The 15,634-nt window shown below is 66.0% G+C and carries 14 protein-coding genes; 11 read left to right on the plus strand and 3 right to left on the minus strand.

Translation table 11 applies throughout. The features are described 5' to 3' along the window. Positions 1-138 precede the first annotated feature (138 nt). The gene (locus GQB03_RS12200) at positions 139-2,751 is read left to right on the plus strand and encodes a TRAP transporter permease (RefSeq protein WP_159689488.1); all 2,613 of its coding nucleotides are present in this window, start codon (positions 139-141) and stop codon (positions 2,749-2,751) included. 126 nt (positions 2,752-2,877) lie between these two features. Here GQB03_RS12200 and GQB03_RS23215 read toward each other — a convergent pair whose 3' ends face one another. The 3 genes from GQB03_RS23215 to GQB03_RS12215 all read right to left on the minus strand — a co-directional run bounded on the left by GQB03_RS23215 (position 2,878) and on the right by GQB03_RS12215 (position 6,268). Then, positions 2,878-3,558 carry a c-type cytochrome gene (locus GQB03_RS23215; protein WP_235027042.1) on the minus strand — a complete coding sequence of 227 codons (681 nt, stop codon included), beginning with the start codon at positions 3,556-3,558 and terminating at the stop codon, positions 2,878-2,880. A gap of 88 nt (positions 3,559-3,646) precedes the next feature. Then, the gene (locus tag GQB03_RS12210) at positions 3,647-5,317 is read right to left on the minus strand and encodes a pyrroloquinoline quinone-dependent dehydrogenase (protein WP_159689491.1); all 1,671 of its coding nucleotides are present in this window, start codon (positions 5,315-5,317) and stop codon (positions 3,647-3,649) included. 69 nt (positions 5,318-5,386) lie between these two features. Next, on the minus strand, positions 5,387-6,268 hold the full coding sequence (locus GQB03_RS12215) for a transporter (protein ID WP_159689494.1): 882 nt from the start codon (positions 6,266-6,268) through the stop codon (positions 5,387-5,389). 581 nt (positions 6,269-6,849) lie between these two features. Here GQB03_RS12215 and GQB03_RS12220 point away from each other — a divergent pair. The 10 genes from GQB03_RS12220 to GQB03_RS12265 all read left to right on the plus strand — a co-directional run bounded on the left by GQB03_RS12220 (position 6,850) and on the right by GQB03_RS12265 (position 15,634). Next, positions 6,850-7,860, plus strand: coding sequence for a thiamine pyrophosphate-dependent dehydrogenase E1 component subunit alpha (locus tag GQB03_RS12220; protein WP_159689496.1), 1,011 nt, complete (start codon positions 6,850-6,852; stop codon positions 7,858-7,860). A 33-nt stretch (positions 7,861-7,893) separates the two neighbouring features. Further along, a complete protein-coding gene (locus GQB03_RS12225; RefSeq protein WP_159689499.1) occupies positions 7,894-8,928 on the plus strand; it encodes an alpha-ketoacid dehydrogenase subunit beta in 1,035 nt (344 codons plus the stop codon). A 15-nt stretch (positions 8,929-8,943) separates the two neighbouring features. Beyond that, on the plus strand, positions 8,944-9,189 hold the full coding sequence (locus GQB03_RS12230; protein WP_159689501.1) for a lipoyl domain-containing protein: 246 nt from the start codon (positions 8,944-8,946) through the stop codon (positions 9,187-9,189). Positions 9,190-9,192: 3 nt separating this feature from the next. Beyond that, entirely contained in the window at positions 9,193-9,897 is a 705-nt protein-coding gene (locus tag GQB03_RS12235; protein WP_235027043.1) for a dihydrolipoamide acetyltransferase family protein, read from the plus strand. Next, entirely contained in the window at positions 9,897-10,625 is a 729-nt protein-coding gene (locus GQB03_RS12240) for a lipoate--protein ligase family protein (protein ID WP_159689503.1), read from the plus strand. The genes GQB03_RS12235 and GQB03_RS12240 overlap by 1 nt, the downstream gene beginning before the upstream one ends. Positions 10,626-10,677: 52 nt before the next feature. Then, complete coding sequence (locus GQB03_RS12245) at positions 10,678-11,268, plus strand: gluconate 2-dehydrogenase subunit 3 family protein (protein ID WP_235027044.1); 591 nt, start codon at positions 10,678-10,680, stop codon at positions 11,266-11,268. 37 nt (positions 11,269-11,305) lie between these two features. Beyond that, on the plus strand, positions 11,306-12,880 hold the full coding sequence (locus GQB03_RS12250; RefSeq protein WP_159689506.1) for a GMC family oxidoreductase: 1,575 nt from the start codon (positions 11,306-11,308) through the stop codon (positions 12,878-12,880). A 170-nt stretch (positions 12,881-13,050) separates the two neighbouring features. Beyond that, positions 13,051-13,665: a VOC family protein gene (locus tag GQB03_RS12255; RefSeq protein WP_200832201.1), complete on the plus strand. Its 615-nt coding sequence runs from the start codon at positions 13,051-13,053 to the stop codon at positions 13,663-13,665. Continuing rightward, the gene (locus GQB03_RS12260; RefSeq protein WP_159689509.1) at positions 13,647-14,939 is read left to right on the plus strand and encodes a HupE/UreJ family protein; all 1,293 of its coding nucleotides are present in this window, start codon (positions 13,647-13,649) and stop codon (positions 14,937-14,939) included. Before GQB03_RS12255 ends, GQB03_RS12260 begins: the two co-directional genes overlap by 19 nt. Beyond that, on the plus strand, positions 14,936-15,634 hold the full coding sequence (locus GQB03_RS12265; protein WP_159689512.1) for a response regulator transcription factor: 699 nt from the start codon (positions 14,936-14,938) through the stop codon (positions 15,632-15,634). The genes GQB03_RS12260 and GQB03_RS12265 overlap by 4 nt, the downstream gene beginning before the upstream one ends.

Consider the following 15,634-nt stretch of genomic DNA (forward strand, 5'->3'; position numbering starts at 1 on the left):
GCTGAAATGCCGGAAGGCTGTCGGGCGGCAGTCTTCCGGGGCCGGCCACCAGCCGGCTGAAGCGAATACCGTCGGCGATGCCCGCACATGGCAACGCATGCGTCTGCCCGGTAACCGACCGCACAGGGAGAAAGTGACATGGCGGCAGAAAAGAAGAATCCGGCACATCACGAGCTGACCGATGACGATCTCAAGCAGATCGTCGCCGAGGCCGACACCGGAGGCCGCAAGCCTGCCGGGTTTGCCGCGATGGTGCTCATCATCGGGGCGCTGGCGTGGTCCCTGTTCCAGCTTTGGTATGCCTCTCCACTTCCGTTCTCGCTCGGTTTCGGCGTCTTCAACGATACCGAGGCGCGCTCGATCCACCTTGCATTCGCGGTCTTTCTGGCGTTTCTGGCCTATCCCGCACTCAAGTCTTCGCCGCGCGACAGGATTCCGCTCCAGGATTGGGGACTGGCGCTCGTCGGCGCCTTCTGCATGGCCTACCTCTTCCTGTTCTACTCGGAACTCGCCAACCGGCCCGGTCAGCCGACCACACAGGATCTCGTCGTCGCGATCGTCGGCCTGATCCTGCTGCTGGAGGCTGCGCGGCGGGTTCTCGGCCTGCCGATGGTGATTCTCGCGATCGTCTTCATCGCCTACATCTTCGCCGGGCCCTACATGCCGGAGATGATCGCTCACAAGGGCGCTTCGCTCGCCAAGGGGATGAGCCACCTGTGGCTCACGACGGAAGGTGTGTTCGGTGTCGCCCTGGGGGTCTCGAACGGTTTCATCTTCCTGTTCGTGTTGTTCGGTGCGCTGCTCGAGACGGCGGGCGCGGGCAACTACTTCATCAAGAGTGCGATCTCCCTGCTCGGTCACATGCGTGGCGGCCCGGCCAAGGCCGCGGTGGTGGCTTCGGCGAGTACCGGCCTGATCTCGGGCTCGTCGATCGCCAACGTGGTCACCACCGGTACCTTCACCATCCCGCTCATGAAGCGGGTTGGATACCGGCCCGACAAGGCGGCAGCCGTCGAGGTGGCGGCCTCGGTCGATGGCCAGATCATGCCGCCGGTGATGGGGGCGGCAGCCTTCCTGATGGTGGAATACGTCGGCATCCCCTACACCCAGGTGCTCAAGCACGCGCTGCTGCCCGCGGTGATCTCCTACATCGCGCTGTTCTACATCGTGCACCTCGAGGCCATGAAGGCCGACATTCGCGGCCTGCCGCGCCGCAACCTGAGTCCGCTGGCCTCGCGGCTCGCTTCCTTCGGGATGACCGTGGCCGGCATCGTCATCCTCTCCGGCGTGGTGTATTACGGCCTGGGGTGGATCAAGGATCTGACCGGCGAAGCGTCCTACATCGTCATTTCGGTGCTGATGGGGCTGGCCTACGTCGGCCTGGTGCGTTACGCGGCCCGTTTCCCCGAGCTGCACATGGACGACCCCAACGAACCGATCACCGAGCTGCCCGACGCGGCACCCACGCTCAAGTCCGGCCTGCATTTCCTGCTGCCGGTGGCGGCGCTGATCTGGAACCTGATGGTCGAAGAGCTCTCGCCGGGGCTGTCGGCCTTCTGGGCGACCACCTTCATGATGTTCATTCTGGTCACCCAGCGGCCGCTGTTTGCGCTGTTCCGCGGCAGGGGCGATGTGAACACCGAGCTGCGTCAGGGCTTCGTCGACCTGTATGACGGCCTGGGCATCGGCGCGCGCAACATGATCGGCATCGGCATCGCCACGGCGGCGGCGGGCATCATCGTCGGCACCGTGACCCTGACCGGTATCGGCCTGGTCATGACCGAGTTCGTGGAAGTCATCTCCGGTGGCAACTTGATGGTGATGCTGTCGATGGTGGCGATCATCTGCCTGATTCTCGGCATGGGCCTGCCGACCACCGCGAACTACATCGTGGTGTCGACCCTGATGGCGCCGGTGGTGGTCGAGCTTGGTGCGCAGAGCGGCCTGCTGGTCCCGCTCATCGCGGTGCACCTGTTCGTGTTCTATTTCGGGTTGATGGCCGACGTCACGCCACCGGTCGGGCTCGCCTCCTACGCCGCCGCGGGTATCGCGCGGTGCGACCCGATCAAGGTCGGGGTCACCGCCTTCGGCTACTCGATCCGCACCGCGATCCTGCCCTTCATGTTCATCTTCAACACCCAGCTGCTGCTGATCGGCATCGATTCGCTGTGGCACCTGCTGCTGGTGGTGGCCAGTGCGGTGGCAGCCAACCTGCTTTTTGCCGCGGCGACCCAGGGCTGGTTCCTCGCACGCAACAAGATCTGGGAGTCGGCGGCGCTGTTGCTGGTGTGCTTCACCCTGTTCCGTCCCGGCTTCTGGATGGACATGGTGTATCCGCCCTTCAAGGACGTGCCGGGGACTCAGCTGCTCGAGGTGGTCGGGCAAGCACCCGCGGGCGAACGCCTGCGGATCTGGATCGAAGGCCTGAGCATCGAAGGCAAGGAAGTCAAGAAGGGCGTGCTGTTACCACTTGGCCCTGCCGAGACGGATGCGCGCAAGCGCCTCGATGCGATCGGCCTGAAGGTGATGCCGGCGCCCGGCAGCGAGAATCTCCAGGTCCTCGCCGTGGGTTTCGGCAGCCAGGCTGAAAAGCTCGGCATCGAGCAGGGTTTCGACATCACTGCCATCGAGCTACCCTCGGACCGGCCCGCCAAGGAGTGGATGTTCCTGCCCGCGCTGATCCTGCTCGGTGCGGTGGTGATGATCCAGCGTCGCCGCCAGGAGCCGGAGCACGGCCACGCAACGACCTGAGCCCGAGGGCCTGAATCGCACCCGTTGCCGAGGCGCAGGCCCCGGCAACGGGTGTTTTTTCGTGCCTCGACCGGACGGGAGGCCGGTCGGACATGCCGGCCGGCCTGTGCGTCGATCCGGCATGGATCAATCGAGTTGCTGCCGGCCCAGAAACTGCAGATAGGCGACCAGTTCCCAGATCTGCTCTTCCGACAGTGCATCGCCCCACGGGGGCATCACGTCTGCCCCAACGCGCCCCTTGGAGATCGTCGTGAACATCACTTCGGCGGTGAGATCGGTGCGCCCCTTGAAATCCGGCGCGCGGCCGCCGACACCTTCGTGGCCATGGCAGTAGCCCGCGCAGGTCTTGGCGAAGCGCTTGCGGCCGGCCTCGATCCGCGCCGGATCGTCGAGGTCGAAGGGTGTCAGGAGCGCGGCGGGCCGGCCGGCGTTCTCCTGCCTGAGCATGTTCACATAGGCGACCAGTTGTTCGATCTCGGCCTCCTTGAGCACGGTGCCCCAGGGGGGCATGGCGTGATCGCCATGCTTGCCGTGGATGATGCGATCGCGAATCCGCGCCTCGTCGAGTTCCGGCCGGTTCTTCAGGCGTGGCCCGTAGGTGTCCTTGCCGGCGCCTTCCGCGCCGTGGCAGCTCACGCACAGTTTGTCGAAACGGCTCTTGCCCGCGGCCATTCGTGCGCGTTCGGGGTCGGCCGGAGGGGCGACCGCAAGACACGCGGTGCTGCTCAAAAGGGTGATCGGCAGCAGGATGGCGGCGATGCGTCGGCGGATGGGCGCGGGTCGGGGGGAGAGTCCTTGATGGTTCATCTGCAACTCCATTGAGGGGAGGTGGCGGGCGACGGCATTCGTCGCCCGCCATGGCGGAGAAAGCGCGGGCTTTCAGGCGCTCGTCGCCTTATTCCAGCGTGAAGCCGATCAGTGCCGCGCCGCCCGGCAGATCCTTGATCTGCGGATAGGCGCCGGCCAGGAAGCCCGGTGCGTGCGAGCCGAGGCCGGTCGGAATGACGATGTACTGCTTGCCATTGACCGCATAGCTCACTGGACCGCCGCGCACACCGGAACCGGCATTGAACTGCCACAGCTGTTTGCCGTTGTCGGCGTCGTAGGCAAACAGGTGGCCTTCCATGTCACCGGTAAACACCAGCCCGCCGGCAGTGGTCAGCACGCTGCTCAACGGCGGCATGTCGTAGCGGATGCTCCACTTGAGCTTGCCGGTAAGCGGGTCGCGGGCGTCCAGCCGGCCGTAAGGCTTGGCGCTGTTTGGCGGCGGCACCAGCTTGATCTCGTCGATGCCGAGCGACAGCGCCGAGAGTGCCTTGAGGCTGGTCGGATCATCCGGGCCCGAAACCACCTCATTGCAGACCTCCATGGCATGGGAGTACCACAGGCCGGTGCCGGGGTTGTAGGCGCCGTGGTTCCAGCTGCGCGCGCCGAGAAGGTTGGGGCACAGCAGTTCACGCTTGCCCGGCTCCGGCCGGCGCGGCTCGATCAGAGCGCCGGTTTTCGGATCGATGCCCTTGGCCCAGTTCAGGTTCTCGGCGAACTGCCAGACGTTCTCGAGCTTGCCGTCGTCCTTGTCCATGACGAACACGAAGCCGCTCTTGTTGAGGTGGACGATCACGTCCTTGCCGTCCTTCTTGACCACAAGGGCCTCGTAGGCGGAGTCGAAATCCCAGACGTCGTGGGGGATTTCCTGCCGGTGCCACTTGAGCTTGCCGGTCTTCGGGTCGAGGGCGAGCAGGGTGGCGGTGTACTTGTTGTCGCCCTTGCGATCGGCGCCGTAGAAGTCCGGCGCCGCGTTCGAGGTGCCGATGAAGATGGTGTCGGATTTCTCGTCGTAGGTGCCCGGCATCCATGCCGAGCCGCCGCCCACCTTGCCGCTGTCAGCCGGCCAGCTGGCGGGGTCGTTCTTGATGATGTCGAAGGTCCACGCCGGCTTGCCGGTGTCGGCATTGACCGCGTAGATCTTGCCCGAGATCGGCTGGTCGCCGCCGGTGGTGCCGCCGAACAGCACATCGCCGGCGAGTTGCGGCGGTGCCGAGAAGAGGGCGCCGTACTGGGTCTTCTGATCGGTGAGTTGGGTCGACCAGATTTCCTTCCCGCTCTTCTGGTCGAGTGCGATGAAGCGCCCGTCCAGCGTGCCGACGAAGACCTTGCCGCGACCGACCGTCACGCCGCGGCTGGCGGCCGCGTAGAACACCTGCCTGGAAATCGGGGCGAGCTTGGGCTCGTAGTGCCAGAGGGTCTTGCCGGTGGCGGCATCCACCGCCCACACGTTATTGAAGGCGGAGATGTAGTAGAGCACCCCGTCGATGACGATCGGCGTGGCCTGCAGGCCGTGGGTGATGTTGCCCGGCTGGTGGATCCACGCCACCTTCAGGTTCCTGACGGTGTCCTTGTTGATCTCGGTCAGCGGGCTGAAGCGCCACGCGTTCGAACTGCGGTGATACTGCGGCCAGTTGTCGGGGTCGCCAAAGCCGGGTTTGGCCGCGTCGGCGGCGCTCGCGCCGGCGCATGTGAGGGCCAGCGCGAGCGGTGCCAGGTGGATGTATTTGCTGAGCTTCATGGTGTCTCCATTTTTTCTTGTGAGTGGGCCGGTCGCGGGTGCGAGGTCCGGCATGGCGTGCGTGCCCGATTACCAGGCGTAGGCGTACTTGAGGTTCAGGCTGTTGGTGGCGCTGCGGTTCTCGCCGCTGACACCGCCCGAGTAGCGCACCGTGATGGACTGGTTGCCGTAGTACTTGAACATCACTCCCAGACCGGCGGTGAGCTCGCGGTTGCGGGCGACGCGGGCGTTGCCGGTCTTGTTGGTCCAGGAGCCCTGCGTTTCGTAGTCGAGCGCGACGAAGGGCTCGATCGCGTCGTTGATCGCGTAGCCGACCCGGTGATTGGTGTGGAAGATGGTGGCGGGTGTGGCGTCGGCAGCGGTCGATTTGCCGAAGAACACGAAGCCCGCATCGGCGGTGTAGCTGAGCCTGCCCACCTGGGCATCCCAGAAGAAGCTCGAGTAGTTCTTCCAGACGTCTCCGCCGCCCACATCCGAGTCGCCCACCGGCACCTGCATGAAGGTCTGGAAACCCAGCGTCGTGTTCGGGCCGGGCTTGTACCAGATGGCGGGCCCGGTCAGCGGATCGCCAAACCCGCCGTTTGAGCTGTGGGTGGCGCTGCTGCGGATATTGACCTCGGGCACGATGATCTCGTAGGCGAGACCGATCTCCGGGTGCGACTCGGGAGACCAGAAGCGCACGTACTTGGAGAGGCCGACGATGACGTCGGTCCGCGGCGTGCTCTTGCGGTTGCCGCTCGCGTTCCACAGCTTGGAGCTGTCCTGGAAGGTGGCGTACTGCACGAAGACGTTGAAGGGTTTGAAGCCGACCGGCAGCTCGTACTCGTGTGGACCGATCACGTCGAAGGTGACCTGGGCGCTCGCGGACGCGGCGCTGCCAAGCGCAGCCACCGCGAGTGCGACGGGTGCCAGGCGGCGCAGGGCGGAGCGTGGAGGGGGATTTCGATACATGGATGGTGTCTCCTGATTTTGATTTGTTCTGCGCCGGGAGCGGAGTGCGCCGGCACGGGCGAGGTCACGGCGCGAGCTTCGATTCCGTCGGCCAAAAGTCGTATAGCAACCTCCTTGCCAACATAAAAAACAATTTAAAAACAGTTTGTTGCGTGTTTTTTGTCGCTTTTCGGGGGGCGACAGATGTCGCGTCGGCGCTGCGACGATGGCGACAGGTGTCGCAGCTGAGCGGCACTTGACGCCGCCTGCTGCGCGCGATGTGACGCCGGCTGTCTGTGACCCGGACCCGGCCGCAGCGGGCCGGAAAGTGTCGCGTGTCGCAGGGGATGCGACATCCGTCTGTCTCGCTGCGACAGATGTCGCATCCCCTGCGACACGCGACAAGGCGCTGCCCGATCCCCCCGGACACCCCGTCGTTTCAGAAAAAGTTATTTTAAATCAGGTTTTTGCCGTCGTTTTTTGAAGGCGCGCCGGCAGCTGGCACCAAGCTTGCAGAAGGCTCAGCGACCGGACCTCGACAGGCCGGCGGCGGGACGCAGCGTTCCGTCCGGGACAAACATCGAAAAAGGAGACCGCGCGCCATGGACCCCACATCCGAACAGTTGCTGTGGATGTACGAAAAGATGATCGAAATCCGTGAATACGAGGAGACCATGGCCAAGGTCTACCTCGAGGGCAAGCTGCCGCCCAAGATCCAGAAGGGACTGGCCTTCGATATCGGTGCGGGCCCGGTGCCGGGCGAGATGCACCTGGCGGCCGGCCAGGAGCCGGTGGCGGTGGGCGTGTGCGCCCACCTGCGCCGCGAGGACACCGTGGTCGGCGCGCACCGGCCGCACCACTTCGCGATTGCCAAGGATGTCGACCTGTTCGCCATGACCTCCGAGATGTTCGGCAAGGCCAACGGACTGGGCAAGGGTAAGGGCGGGCACATGCACCTGTTCGACCCGGCAGTGAAATTCTCGTGCAGCGGCATCGTCGGCGCCGGTGCGCCGCAGGCCTGCGGTGCCGCGCTGGCCGCCAAGAAGCTCGGCAAGGACTGGGTGGCGGTGTCCTTCTTCGGAGAGGGCGCGGCCAACCAGGGATCTTTCCACGAGGCACTCAACCTCGCCTCGCTGTGGAAGCTGCCGGCGATCTTCGTCTGTGAGGACAACAAGTACGGGATCTCGGTCGAGAAGTCGGCTTCCACGGCAATCGCCTCGAACGCCGATCGCGCGGCCGGTTACGGCATGCCCGGCGTGCTGGTGGACAGGAACGACGCGGTGGCGGTGTTCGAGGCCGCCGGCGAGGCGGTGGCACGGGCGCGGCGCGGCGAAGGCCCGACCCTGATCGAGGTCAAGACCGACCGCTACCTCGGCCACTTCCAGGGCGACCCGGAAACCTACCGTCCCAAGAACGAAGCCCAGCATCTGCGCGAGCACGACCCGATCGTGGTGCTCGGCGCACAGCTGCGCGCGCGCGGTGAGCTCGACGACGGCAGGGATGCGGCGCTGCGCGCCGCGATCAGCGAGCGCGTCCAGGCCGCCTACGAGCACGGCCGCAACAGCCCCTACCCGGCACCGGAAGACGCCTTGCTGCATGTGTTCGCAGCCTGAGCCCCCGACCCCAGACATTCAGGAGACACCCAAATGAGCACTGCAAGCAAAGTGCGCAAGCTGAGCATGGCCGAAGCCATCTCGGAAGGCATCGGCCAGGAGATGGCGCGCGACGAGCGCGTCTTCGTAATGGGCGAGGACATCGGCAAGTACGGCGGCATCTTCAGCGCCACCACCGGCCTGCTCGACAAGTTCGGTCCCGATCGCATCATGGATACGCCGATCTCCGAGACCGGCTTCATGGGCGCCGCGATCGGTGCCGCCGCCGAGGGCCTGCGGCCGATTTCCGAGCTGATGTTCGTCGACTTCTTCGGCGTGTGCTTCGACCAGATCTACAACCACCTGGCCAAGAACACCTACATGTCGGGCGGTGCCTGCAAGTTTCCGGTGGTCATCACCACCGGCATCGGCGGCGGCTACAACGATGCCGCCCAGCACTCGCAGTGCCTGTACGGACTGTTTGCCCACGTGCCGGGCCTCAAGGTGGTGGTGCCGTCCAACGCCTACGACGCCAAGGGCCTGATGATCCAGGCCATCCGCGACGACAACCCGGTGGTCTTCATGTACCACAAGGGCATCATGGGTCTGTCCTGGATGTCCTACTTCGAGGGCAGCACCAACGAAGTCCCCACCGAGTCCTACACCATTCCCTTCGGCCAGGCGAAGGTCGTCCGCGAGGGAAGCGACGTCACCATCGTGACCCTCTCGCAGATGGTGCAGAAGTCGCTGCTGGCGGCGGACAAGCTGGCCGCCGAAGGCATCGAGGCCGAGGTCGTCGATCTGCGCACCCTGGTGCCGCTCGACAAGGAAACGGTGCTGCGTTCGGTGGCCAAGACCGGCCGCCTGCTGGTCGCCGACGAGGATTACCTGTCCTTCGGTGTCTCCGGCGAAATCTCCGCAATCATCGCCGAGCAGCTCAACCACCTGAAGCTCAAGGCGCCGGTCCGCCGTCTGGCGGTGCCCGACGTGCCGATCCCCTTCAGCCGCCCGCTCGAGCAGTTCGCCATTCCACAGGTGGACGGGATTGCCGCTGCGGTGCGCGACCTCATGAAACTGACCATTGACTGAAAGAGAGAGAAAACCATGACCGATATCGTTCTGGATGACGCCGTTTGGGCGGATGTTGAGGAAGGCACCGAGGCCTTGCTGCAGGAGTGGCAGGTGGCTGCCGGCGACAGCGTGGAAGCCGGCCAGGTGCTGTGCGTGGCCGAGCTGGTGAAGACCACCCACGAAGTCACCGCGCCCACCGCGGGCAGGATCGTGAGCCTTGAAGTTGCCGCCGAAGACACTTTCGGCCGCGGCGCAGTGCTTGCGGTGCTCGAGGCCTGAGTCGTGAGCGCCCCGGCAATCACGACTCAGGGCGCCGCCCCGGATGCCGGGCGGCTGATCCCGCTCACCGGCATGCGTGGCGCCATCGCGCGCAACATGAGCCAGGGCTGGCAGATCCCGCGGGTCGCACATTCGGTTGAAGTGGATGTGAGCCGCTGTGAGGCGCTTCGCGCCTCGCTGGGCGGGGCTGGTCGCAAGCCCAGCCTGACGGTGCTGCTGCTCAGGGCGGTCGCGCTCACCCTGCGCGAGCATCCCGGCCTCAATGCACTGATGCGCGAGAAGGCGGTCGAGCTGATGCCCGAGGTAAACCTGGGCGTCGCGGTGAGTCTCGACGACGGGCTGATGGTGCCGGTGATCCGCAATGCCGACACCCTGCCGCTGGAGGCGTTGGGGGCCGAGCTGCGCCGCCTTGCCGAAGGTTCCCGCGCCGGCACGCTTAGTGCCGGCAATTACCAGCGCGGCACCTTCACGGTGAGCAACCTCGGCATGACCGCGATCGATCGCTTCTCGCCGATCATCAACCCGCCGCAGGTGGCGATCCTCGGGGTCACCCGGGTGATCGAGCGGCCAGTGGTGCGCGATGGGGCGATCGTCGCCGCGCCGATGATGGGCCTGCATCTGATCTTCGACCACCGCGCGGTCGACGGCTACCCAGCTGCCCTGTTCCTGGGCGAGCTCGCACGTCGCATCGAGACGGCGGATCTGTGATGACGAGCGCCGATCCCCAGCTCGCCGTGGCCGGTTGCGCCGATGAGCAGCGCTGGCACGAAGCGCTGCTCGAGGCGCCGGTGTGCGAACCGCAGTTGCGCTTGTGGACCTATCGCACACCCGGGGTGGTGTTCGGTTGCTCCCAGGCGGCGCTGCTGGCCGAGGCGCGCGGTCGCGGCGCCCGCACCGAGATGGTGTTGCGGCGCTCCGGCGGCGGCGCGGTCCTGACCGGGCCGTGGATGCTCAGTACCTCGATCCTGCTCCCGCCGGAGCACCGCCTGCTCGCCGGCGGCACGGTGTCCAGCTATCGCTGGCTGGGGGCACTGATCGCCGGACTGCTGCGCGACATGGGCGTGGCGGCCCATGCCTTGTCGCCCGACGACGTGCGTCGTAACCCGGGCAATCCGGCGCTCGGCTGGGCCTGCTTCGGCGGGCTCTCGCCCTGGGAGGTGGTGGCGGACGGGAGAAAGATCGTCGGTCTCGCCCAGCTGCGTCGTCGCACCGGTGTGTTGCTGACCTCGGGCACCTTGCTGGCGCGACCCGACTGGGCAGCCCTGTGCGCGGCGCTCGGGCGCCCGGCGGACGATGCCCGCGCACTGGCCGGGGTGACCACCTCGTGCGAAGAGCAGCTCGGCGCCGCGCCACTGGTCGAGAGCTTCGCTTCCGAACTGCACCAAATGCTCACCGACGTGCTCGGCGAGCTCCGCACACATCCCGTGGCTGCCTGAGCGCCACGGACCCTACAGCCGAGCATCAGTGGCAATACAACAAGGAGACATCATGAAAGACGATCAGCACGGATCCCTGGCGACAGCCGACATGCGGGTGCTGGAAAAGCGCATCACCGTCAGCCGCCGGGCCTTTCTCAAGGGTTCCGGCATGGCGGCTGGGGTCGGGGCATTGTCGGCGGGCAGCCTGATGCTGCCGGCGCGCGATGCACTGGCCGCCGAATTCACCACCCTTGGTGCAGCAACCGGCAAGACCCTGCTGGTGATGGCCCGCGACATCTTCCCGCACGACAAGATTTCCGATCGCTACTACATGCTGGCGATCGAGCCCTACGACGCCAAGGCGGCCAAGGATCCTGCCCTTGCCAAGCTCATCGGCGACGGTGTGGCGCAGCTCGATGCGCTGGCCAGGACCCGCTTCGGGAAGCCCTACGCCGAGGTCGACACGGAAGTCCAGCGGGTAAGCCTGCTCTACGAAATCGAGCACGGCGCCTTCTTCCAGAAGATCAAGGGCGACATGGTCACCGGCTTCTACAACAACAAGGCGGTGTGGCCCTTCTTTGGTGAAGAAGGCTCGTCCTGGGAAAAGGGCGGCTACATCAACCGCGGCTTCGACGACATCGACTGGCTGCCCAAGGCCTGACCCGGCCACCCCACAAGAGCGGATGGAGACAAGAATCATGAGCAAGACATTTTCCAAGGACGACAACAGCGTCGTCGTGATCGTCGGGTCGGGCGCCGGTGGTGGCACCCTCGCCGACGAGCTGACCCGCCAGGGTGTGGACGTGGTGATCCTGGAGGCCGGCAAGCACCATACCCAGGACGATTTCGAGAACGACGAGTGGGCGATGTTCGCCAAGATCTCGTGGCTCGACAAGCGCATCTCGGCTGGTGGCTGGCATCACACCGAAACCTATCCCAACCTGCCGGCGTGGATCGTCAAGGGCGTTGGTGGCTCCACCATGCACTGGTCCGGCCTGGCGCTGCGCTTCATGGAGCACGAATTCAAGACCCGCACCACCTACGGCGATGTGCCGGGTGCGAACGTGCTCGACTGGCCGATCAGCTACGAGGAGCTCGCCCCTTACTACGAGGTTGCCGAGCGCAAGATGGGCGTCGCCGGCACCAAGGCCAGCGGTCTTCCCCCGATGCCGCCCAACAACCACTACAAGGTGATCGAGGCCGGGGCGCGCAAGATCGGCTACAAGGAGATCGTGCGTCCGGTGGCCTCCAACACCCGGCCCAACGACGGTCGTCCGGCCTGCCAGCAGATCGGTTACTGCATGCAGGGCTGCAAGATCGGCGCCAAGTGGTCGACGCTCTACTCGGAGATTCCGCGGGCGATGAAGACCGGCCATGCGGAGCTGCGCCCGCAGAGCATGGTGCTGCGCATCGAGCACGACAGCAGCGGCAAGGCCACCGGTGTGCTGTATGCGGACAAGGACGGCAACCACCATCTGCAGAAGGCACGCGTGGTGTGCGTGGCCGGCAATTCGATCGAATCTCCGCGGCTGCTGCTCAACTCCGCGTCGAGCCAGTTCCCCAACGGTCTGGCGAACTCGTCGGGGCAGGTCGGTCGCAACTACATGAACCACACCACCGCGGCGGCGCTGACCATCAACCCCGGCCCAGTCTACATGTACCGCGGTTTCGACATCGCCGCGGTGGTCTCCGACGAGGTGGCCAACAACACCCGCCGGGGTTTCGTCGGCGGCTATCACCTCGAAGGCCTGGCCCTGCATCTACCCTTTACCGCGGCCTTCATGAAGCCCGGCGGCTGGGGTCGCGAGGTGAGTTCGGCGCTGGAAATGTATGACCACATGAGCTGCGTGTGGGTGTGTGGCGAGGATCTGGCGCAGGAGGAAAACAGCATCACCCTGCACCCGACCGAAAAGGACCAGCACGGTCTGCCGATCCCCATCGTTACCAAGACGGACCACACCAACGACGCCGCGATGCGTCGCCACGGCCTGGCGCAGTGGCGCAAGTTGTCCGAGGCCGTGGGGGCGACCAGGGTGATCGACATGCCGCCTTATCCGGCCAGCCACAACATGGGCACCAACCGCATGAGCGCCAAGGCGCGCGACGGCGTGGTGAACAAGTGGGGCCAGACGCATGACATCAAGAACCTGTTTGTCTCGGATGGCAGCCAGTTCACCTCGAGCGGGGCGGCGAACCCGACCCTCACCATCGTGGCGCTGGCAATCCGCCAGGCCGAATACATCGCCGGTGCGATGAAGCGCCGCGAACTCTGAGGCCCGCTGGCGGCCGGGCGGGCGTCCTGAGACGCAGCCCGGCCAATCGAACGTGCTCCTCCTCGCGCGTGGCTTTGGGGGCCCGCTTGCGGTGCCCCGCCCTTTTTGCGAGGCGAAGCCAGTTGCACACGAGGCGTTGTCCCGTGGAACTCACCAAAGGAAAACCAGCAATGAAACAGAAAACCCAATCCGGCCTGGCCCGCCTGCTCGGCGGCTGCGCTCTTGCGGCGGCAATGACCGCCTCCATTCCCGCTGCACAGGCGGCCGGCGTGCCCGGCATGCGCGGTGTCGAGCATTTCGGCTTCACCGTGCCCAACGCGCAACAGGCGGTGGATTTCTTCGTCGGGGTGATGGGCTGCAAGGCGTTCTTCACGATCGGCCCGTTCGGTCCCTTCAAGGACGACTGGATGAAGCAGAACCTCAACGTCAATCCACGCGCCGAGATTCCCGTCGCGCATCTGGTCCGCTGCAACAACGGGACCAACTTCGAGATCTTCGAGTACACGTCGCCAGATCAGCGCAAAGAGGAGCCGAAGAACAGCGATATCGGCGGACATCACATCGCCTTCTATGTCGACGACCTCAAGGTCGCCATGGCCGACATGCGCGCCAAGGGCGTCAAGTTCCTCGGTGAGCCGCACCTGTTCACCGATGGACCGCTCAAGGGCCTGACCTGGATCTACTTCATGGCGCCCTGGGGCATGCAACTGGAACTCGTCACCGCACCGAACGGGCGAGCCTACGAGCAGACCATGAGCGAGCGGCTGTGGGACCCGCGCAAGTAAGCGCCGGGCGCGGTGCGCGCCTTGCGCGCGCACTGGCGCTGGCGGCCGCACTGCTGTGTCTGAGCAGTGCGGCCTCGGCCCATTTCCAGGATTTCATGGCCCGTATCGTGCACGTGGTGCCGCGCGGCGATGCGCTGGAGGCCTACGTACAGATGCCGCTGGCGCTGGTTCTGCTGCCGCATGACTGGAAGGTGGGGGGCGGGCAGGTCGTGCCGCATTTCCTGCTCGGCGATGCCGACGGTCGTCTCGCGGTCGACGTGCCGGCGCTGCATCGCGACCAAGCCTTGCTCGCCGAGCGGCTGCGAACGGCCCTGCGGCTCGACGGGGGCTACGGCAGCCTCATCGGCGCTCGCATCGATACGCTGGCCGAGCGCGATCCATTCACCTACCTGCCAGCTGTGGAGCGCAGCGTCGGGCCGGGCCTGGTTCTCGGCGAGGCCACCCAGCTCGACCTCGCCGACGCCGTGGTGAGCATGCACCTGCGCTTCGCTCGACCTGGACCCGGGGCCGCGCTGGCGCTTTCAGGCGGCAGCGGGGAGTGGCCCGATCTGGCCGCCCGCGCCGTCAATATCGTGCGCCTGTACCGCGAGGATGGCAGTGTCGGCGCGCTGCAGAGCGTCGGCCCGCTCGATCTCGCACTCGACTCGCTGAGCACTGGGCCAGCCTTCGACGCCAGGGAGTCTCCGGCGGCGCCGGGCTTCGTCGGCTATATCGGGGCGGGCTTCAGCCATGTCCTCGCCGGGCTAGACCATGTGCTGTTCATCCTCATCCTGCTGGTCGGTGCTACCAGCCCTGCCCATTTCGCGCGTACTTCGCTGGCCTTCACGCTGGGCCACTCGATCACCCTGTGTGCCGGCGCGCTCGGGGGGCTCGGTGCGCTTGCGTGGTTCGCGCCGGCGGTCGAGGCGGCGATCGCGGCCTCGATCGTCTATGCAGGGGTGCGCGTCTTGACCGATCGCGAGCAGCCTTTGCTGGCTCCAGCGGTGTTCTGCGTCGGACTGGTGCACGGCTTCGGCTTTTCATTTGCGTTGGAGGGCGTGGTGCCGGCTCTGTCGCGCAGCTTCCTCGGTCTGGTCGTCGGCTTCAATCTCGGCATCGAAGCGGGGCAGCTCGCGCTTTGCCTGGCTGCCGCACCGCTGCTTTACCTGCTGCGCCGCTACTGGGTCAGCCATCGCTTCAGCTGCAGCCATGTGCTGGTGTTGCCCTGCGTTGCGACCGCCTCGTTCTGGTTGCTCGAGCGCGGCGCGGTTCTGTTCGAGGCCCTGCCGCCATGAGTGCCGCGACGCGTGGAGGCGGGCCAATCCTGTCGGGCACCATGTCTCATGGCCTGTCGGCAAGCCGGGGTACGGATCCGGTGCGGGTCGAGACCGGCCCCATCGGCCTGAACCTGCTTGGCGCCAGTCCGTTGATCGCACGGGGTCTGGCGCAGTGTCTGGCAGGCTGCGATCCGGCATTCGAGCTACGCGTCGTGGCAGCAGCAGGCGCGGGCCACAATTTTGCCGCACAGCAGGGCGGGCTTTGGGTGGTCGATGGTATCTCCCGGCCTGCAACGGCAGAGTCGCAGGTAGCCGCGCTGGTGACGGCGGACCCGCACGTGCTGGCGGTGGTGCTCGTGGGAGGCTATGGTGCGGGTGAGGCGACGCGCTTTCTGCGCGCCGGCGCGTGCGACTGCCTGCCGGTCGACTTGCCGCCCCGCCAGATGCGGGGACGGCTGGCGACCATCCGGGCGGGTGGCGTCGGGTATCCGGCCGAGACGGGCGGTGTGCGGCCGCAAGGTGTGGTCGGACGGCGGGAAAGCGAAGTGCTCGGTCTGCTGGTGAGCGGTGTGCGCAGCCACGAGATCGCGATCATGCTCGGCATGCGCGCGAGCACCGTGGCGAGCCACCTCCAGAACATACGGGCCAAGCTCGGGGCGCGTTCGACGGCGGAACTCGTCGCCATCGCGGCGCGGCTCGGGCTCGTTGTGTAA

The sequence above is a fragment of the Cognatazoarcus halotolerans genome (assembly GCF_009800965.1).
Taxonomy (GTDB): Bacteria; Pseudomonadota; Gammaproteobacteria; order Burkholderiales; family Rhodocyclaceae; genus Cognatazoarcus; species Cognatazoarcus halotolerans.

Bases quoted from the DNA above. Each gene is read 5' to 3' on its own strand.
- GQB03_RS12240 (WP_159689503.1), top strand. From the start codon at position 9,897: ATGACGAGCGCCGATCCCCAGCTCGCCGTGGCCGGTTGCGCCGATGAG.
- GQB03_RS12265 (WP_159689512.1), top strand. From the start codon at position 14,936: ATGAGTGCCGCGACGCGTGGAGGCGGGCCAATCCTGTCGGGCACCATG.
- GQB03_RS12220 (WP_159689496.1), top strand. From the start codon at position 6,850: ATGGACCCCACATCCGAACAGTTGCTGTGGATGTACGAAAAGATGATC.
- GQB03_RS12215 (WP_159689494.1), bottom strand. From the start codon at position 6,268: ATGTATCGAAATCCCCCTCCACGCTCCGCCCTGCGCCGCCTGGCACCC.
- GQB03_RS12230 (WP_159689501.1), top strand. From the start codon at position 8,944: ATGACCGATATCGTTCTGGATGACGCCGTTTGGGCGGATGTTGAGGAA.
- GQB03_RS12255 (WP_200832201.1), top strand. From the start codon at position 13,051: ATGAAACAGAAAACCCAATCCGGCCTGGCCCGCCTGCTCGGCGGCTGC.
- GQB03_RS12245 (WP_235027044.1), top strand. From the start codon at position 10,678: ATGAAAGACGATCAGCACGGATCCCTGGCGACAGCCGACATGCGGGTG.
- GQB03_RS12210 (WP_159689491.1), bottom strand. From the start codon at position 5,317: ATGAAGCTCAGCAAATACATCCACCTGGCACCGCTCGCGCTGGCCCTC.
- GQB03_RS12200 (WP_159689488.1), top strand. From the start codon at position 139: ATGGCGGCAGAAAAGAAGAATCCGGCACATCACGAGCTGACCGATGAC.
- GQB03_RS12250 (WP_159689506.1), top strand. From the start codon at position 11,306: ATGAGCAAGACATTTTCCAAGGACGACAACAGCGTCGTCGTGATCGTC.
- GQB03_RS23215 (WP_235027042.1), bottom strand. From the start codon at position 3,558: ATGAACCATCAAGGACTCTCCCCCCGACCCGCGCCCATCCGCCGACGC.
- GQB03_RS12225 (WP_159689499.1), top strand. From the start codon at position 7,894: ATGAGCACTGCAAGCAAAGTGCGCAAGCTGAGCATGGCCGAAGCCATC.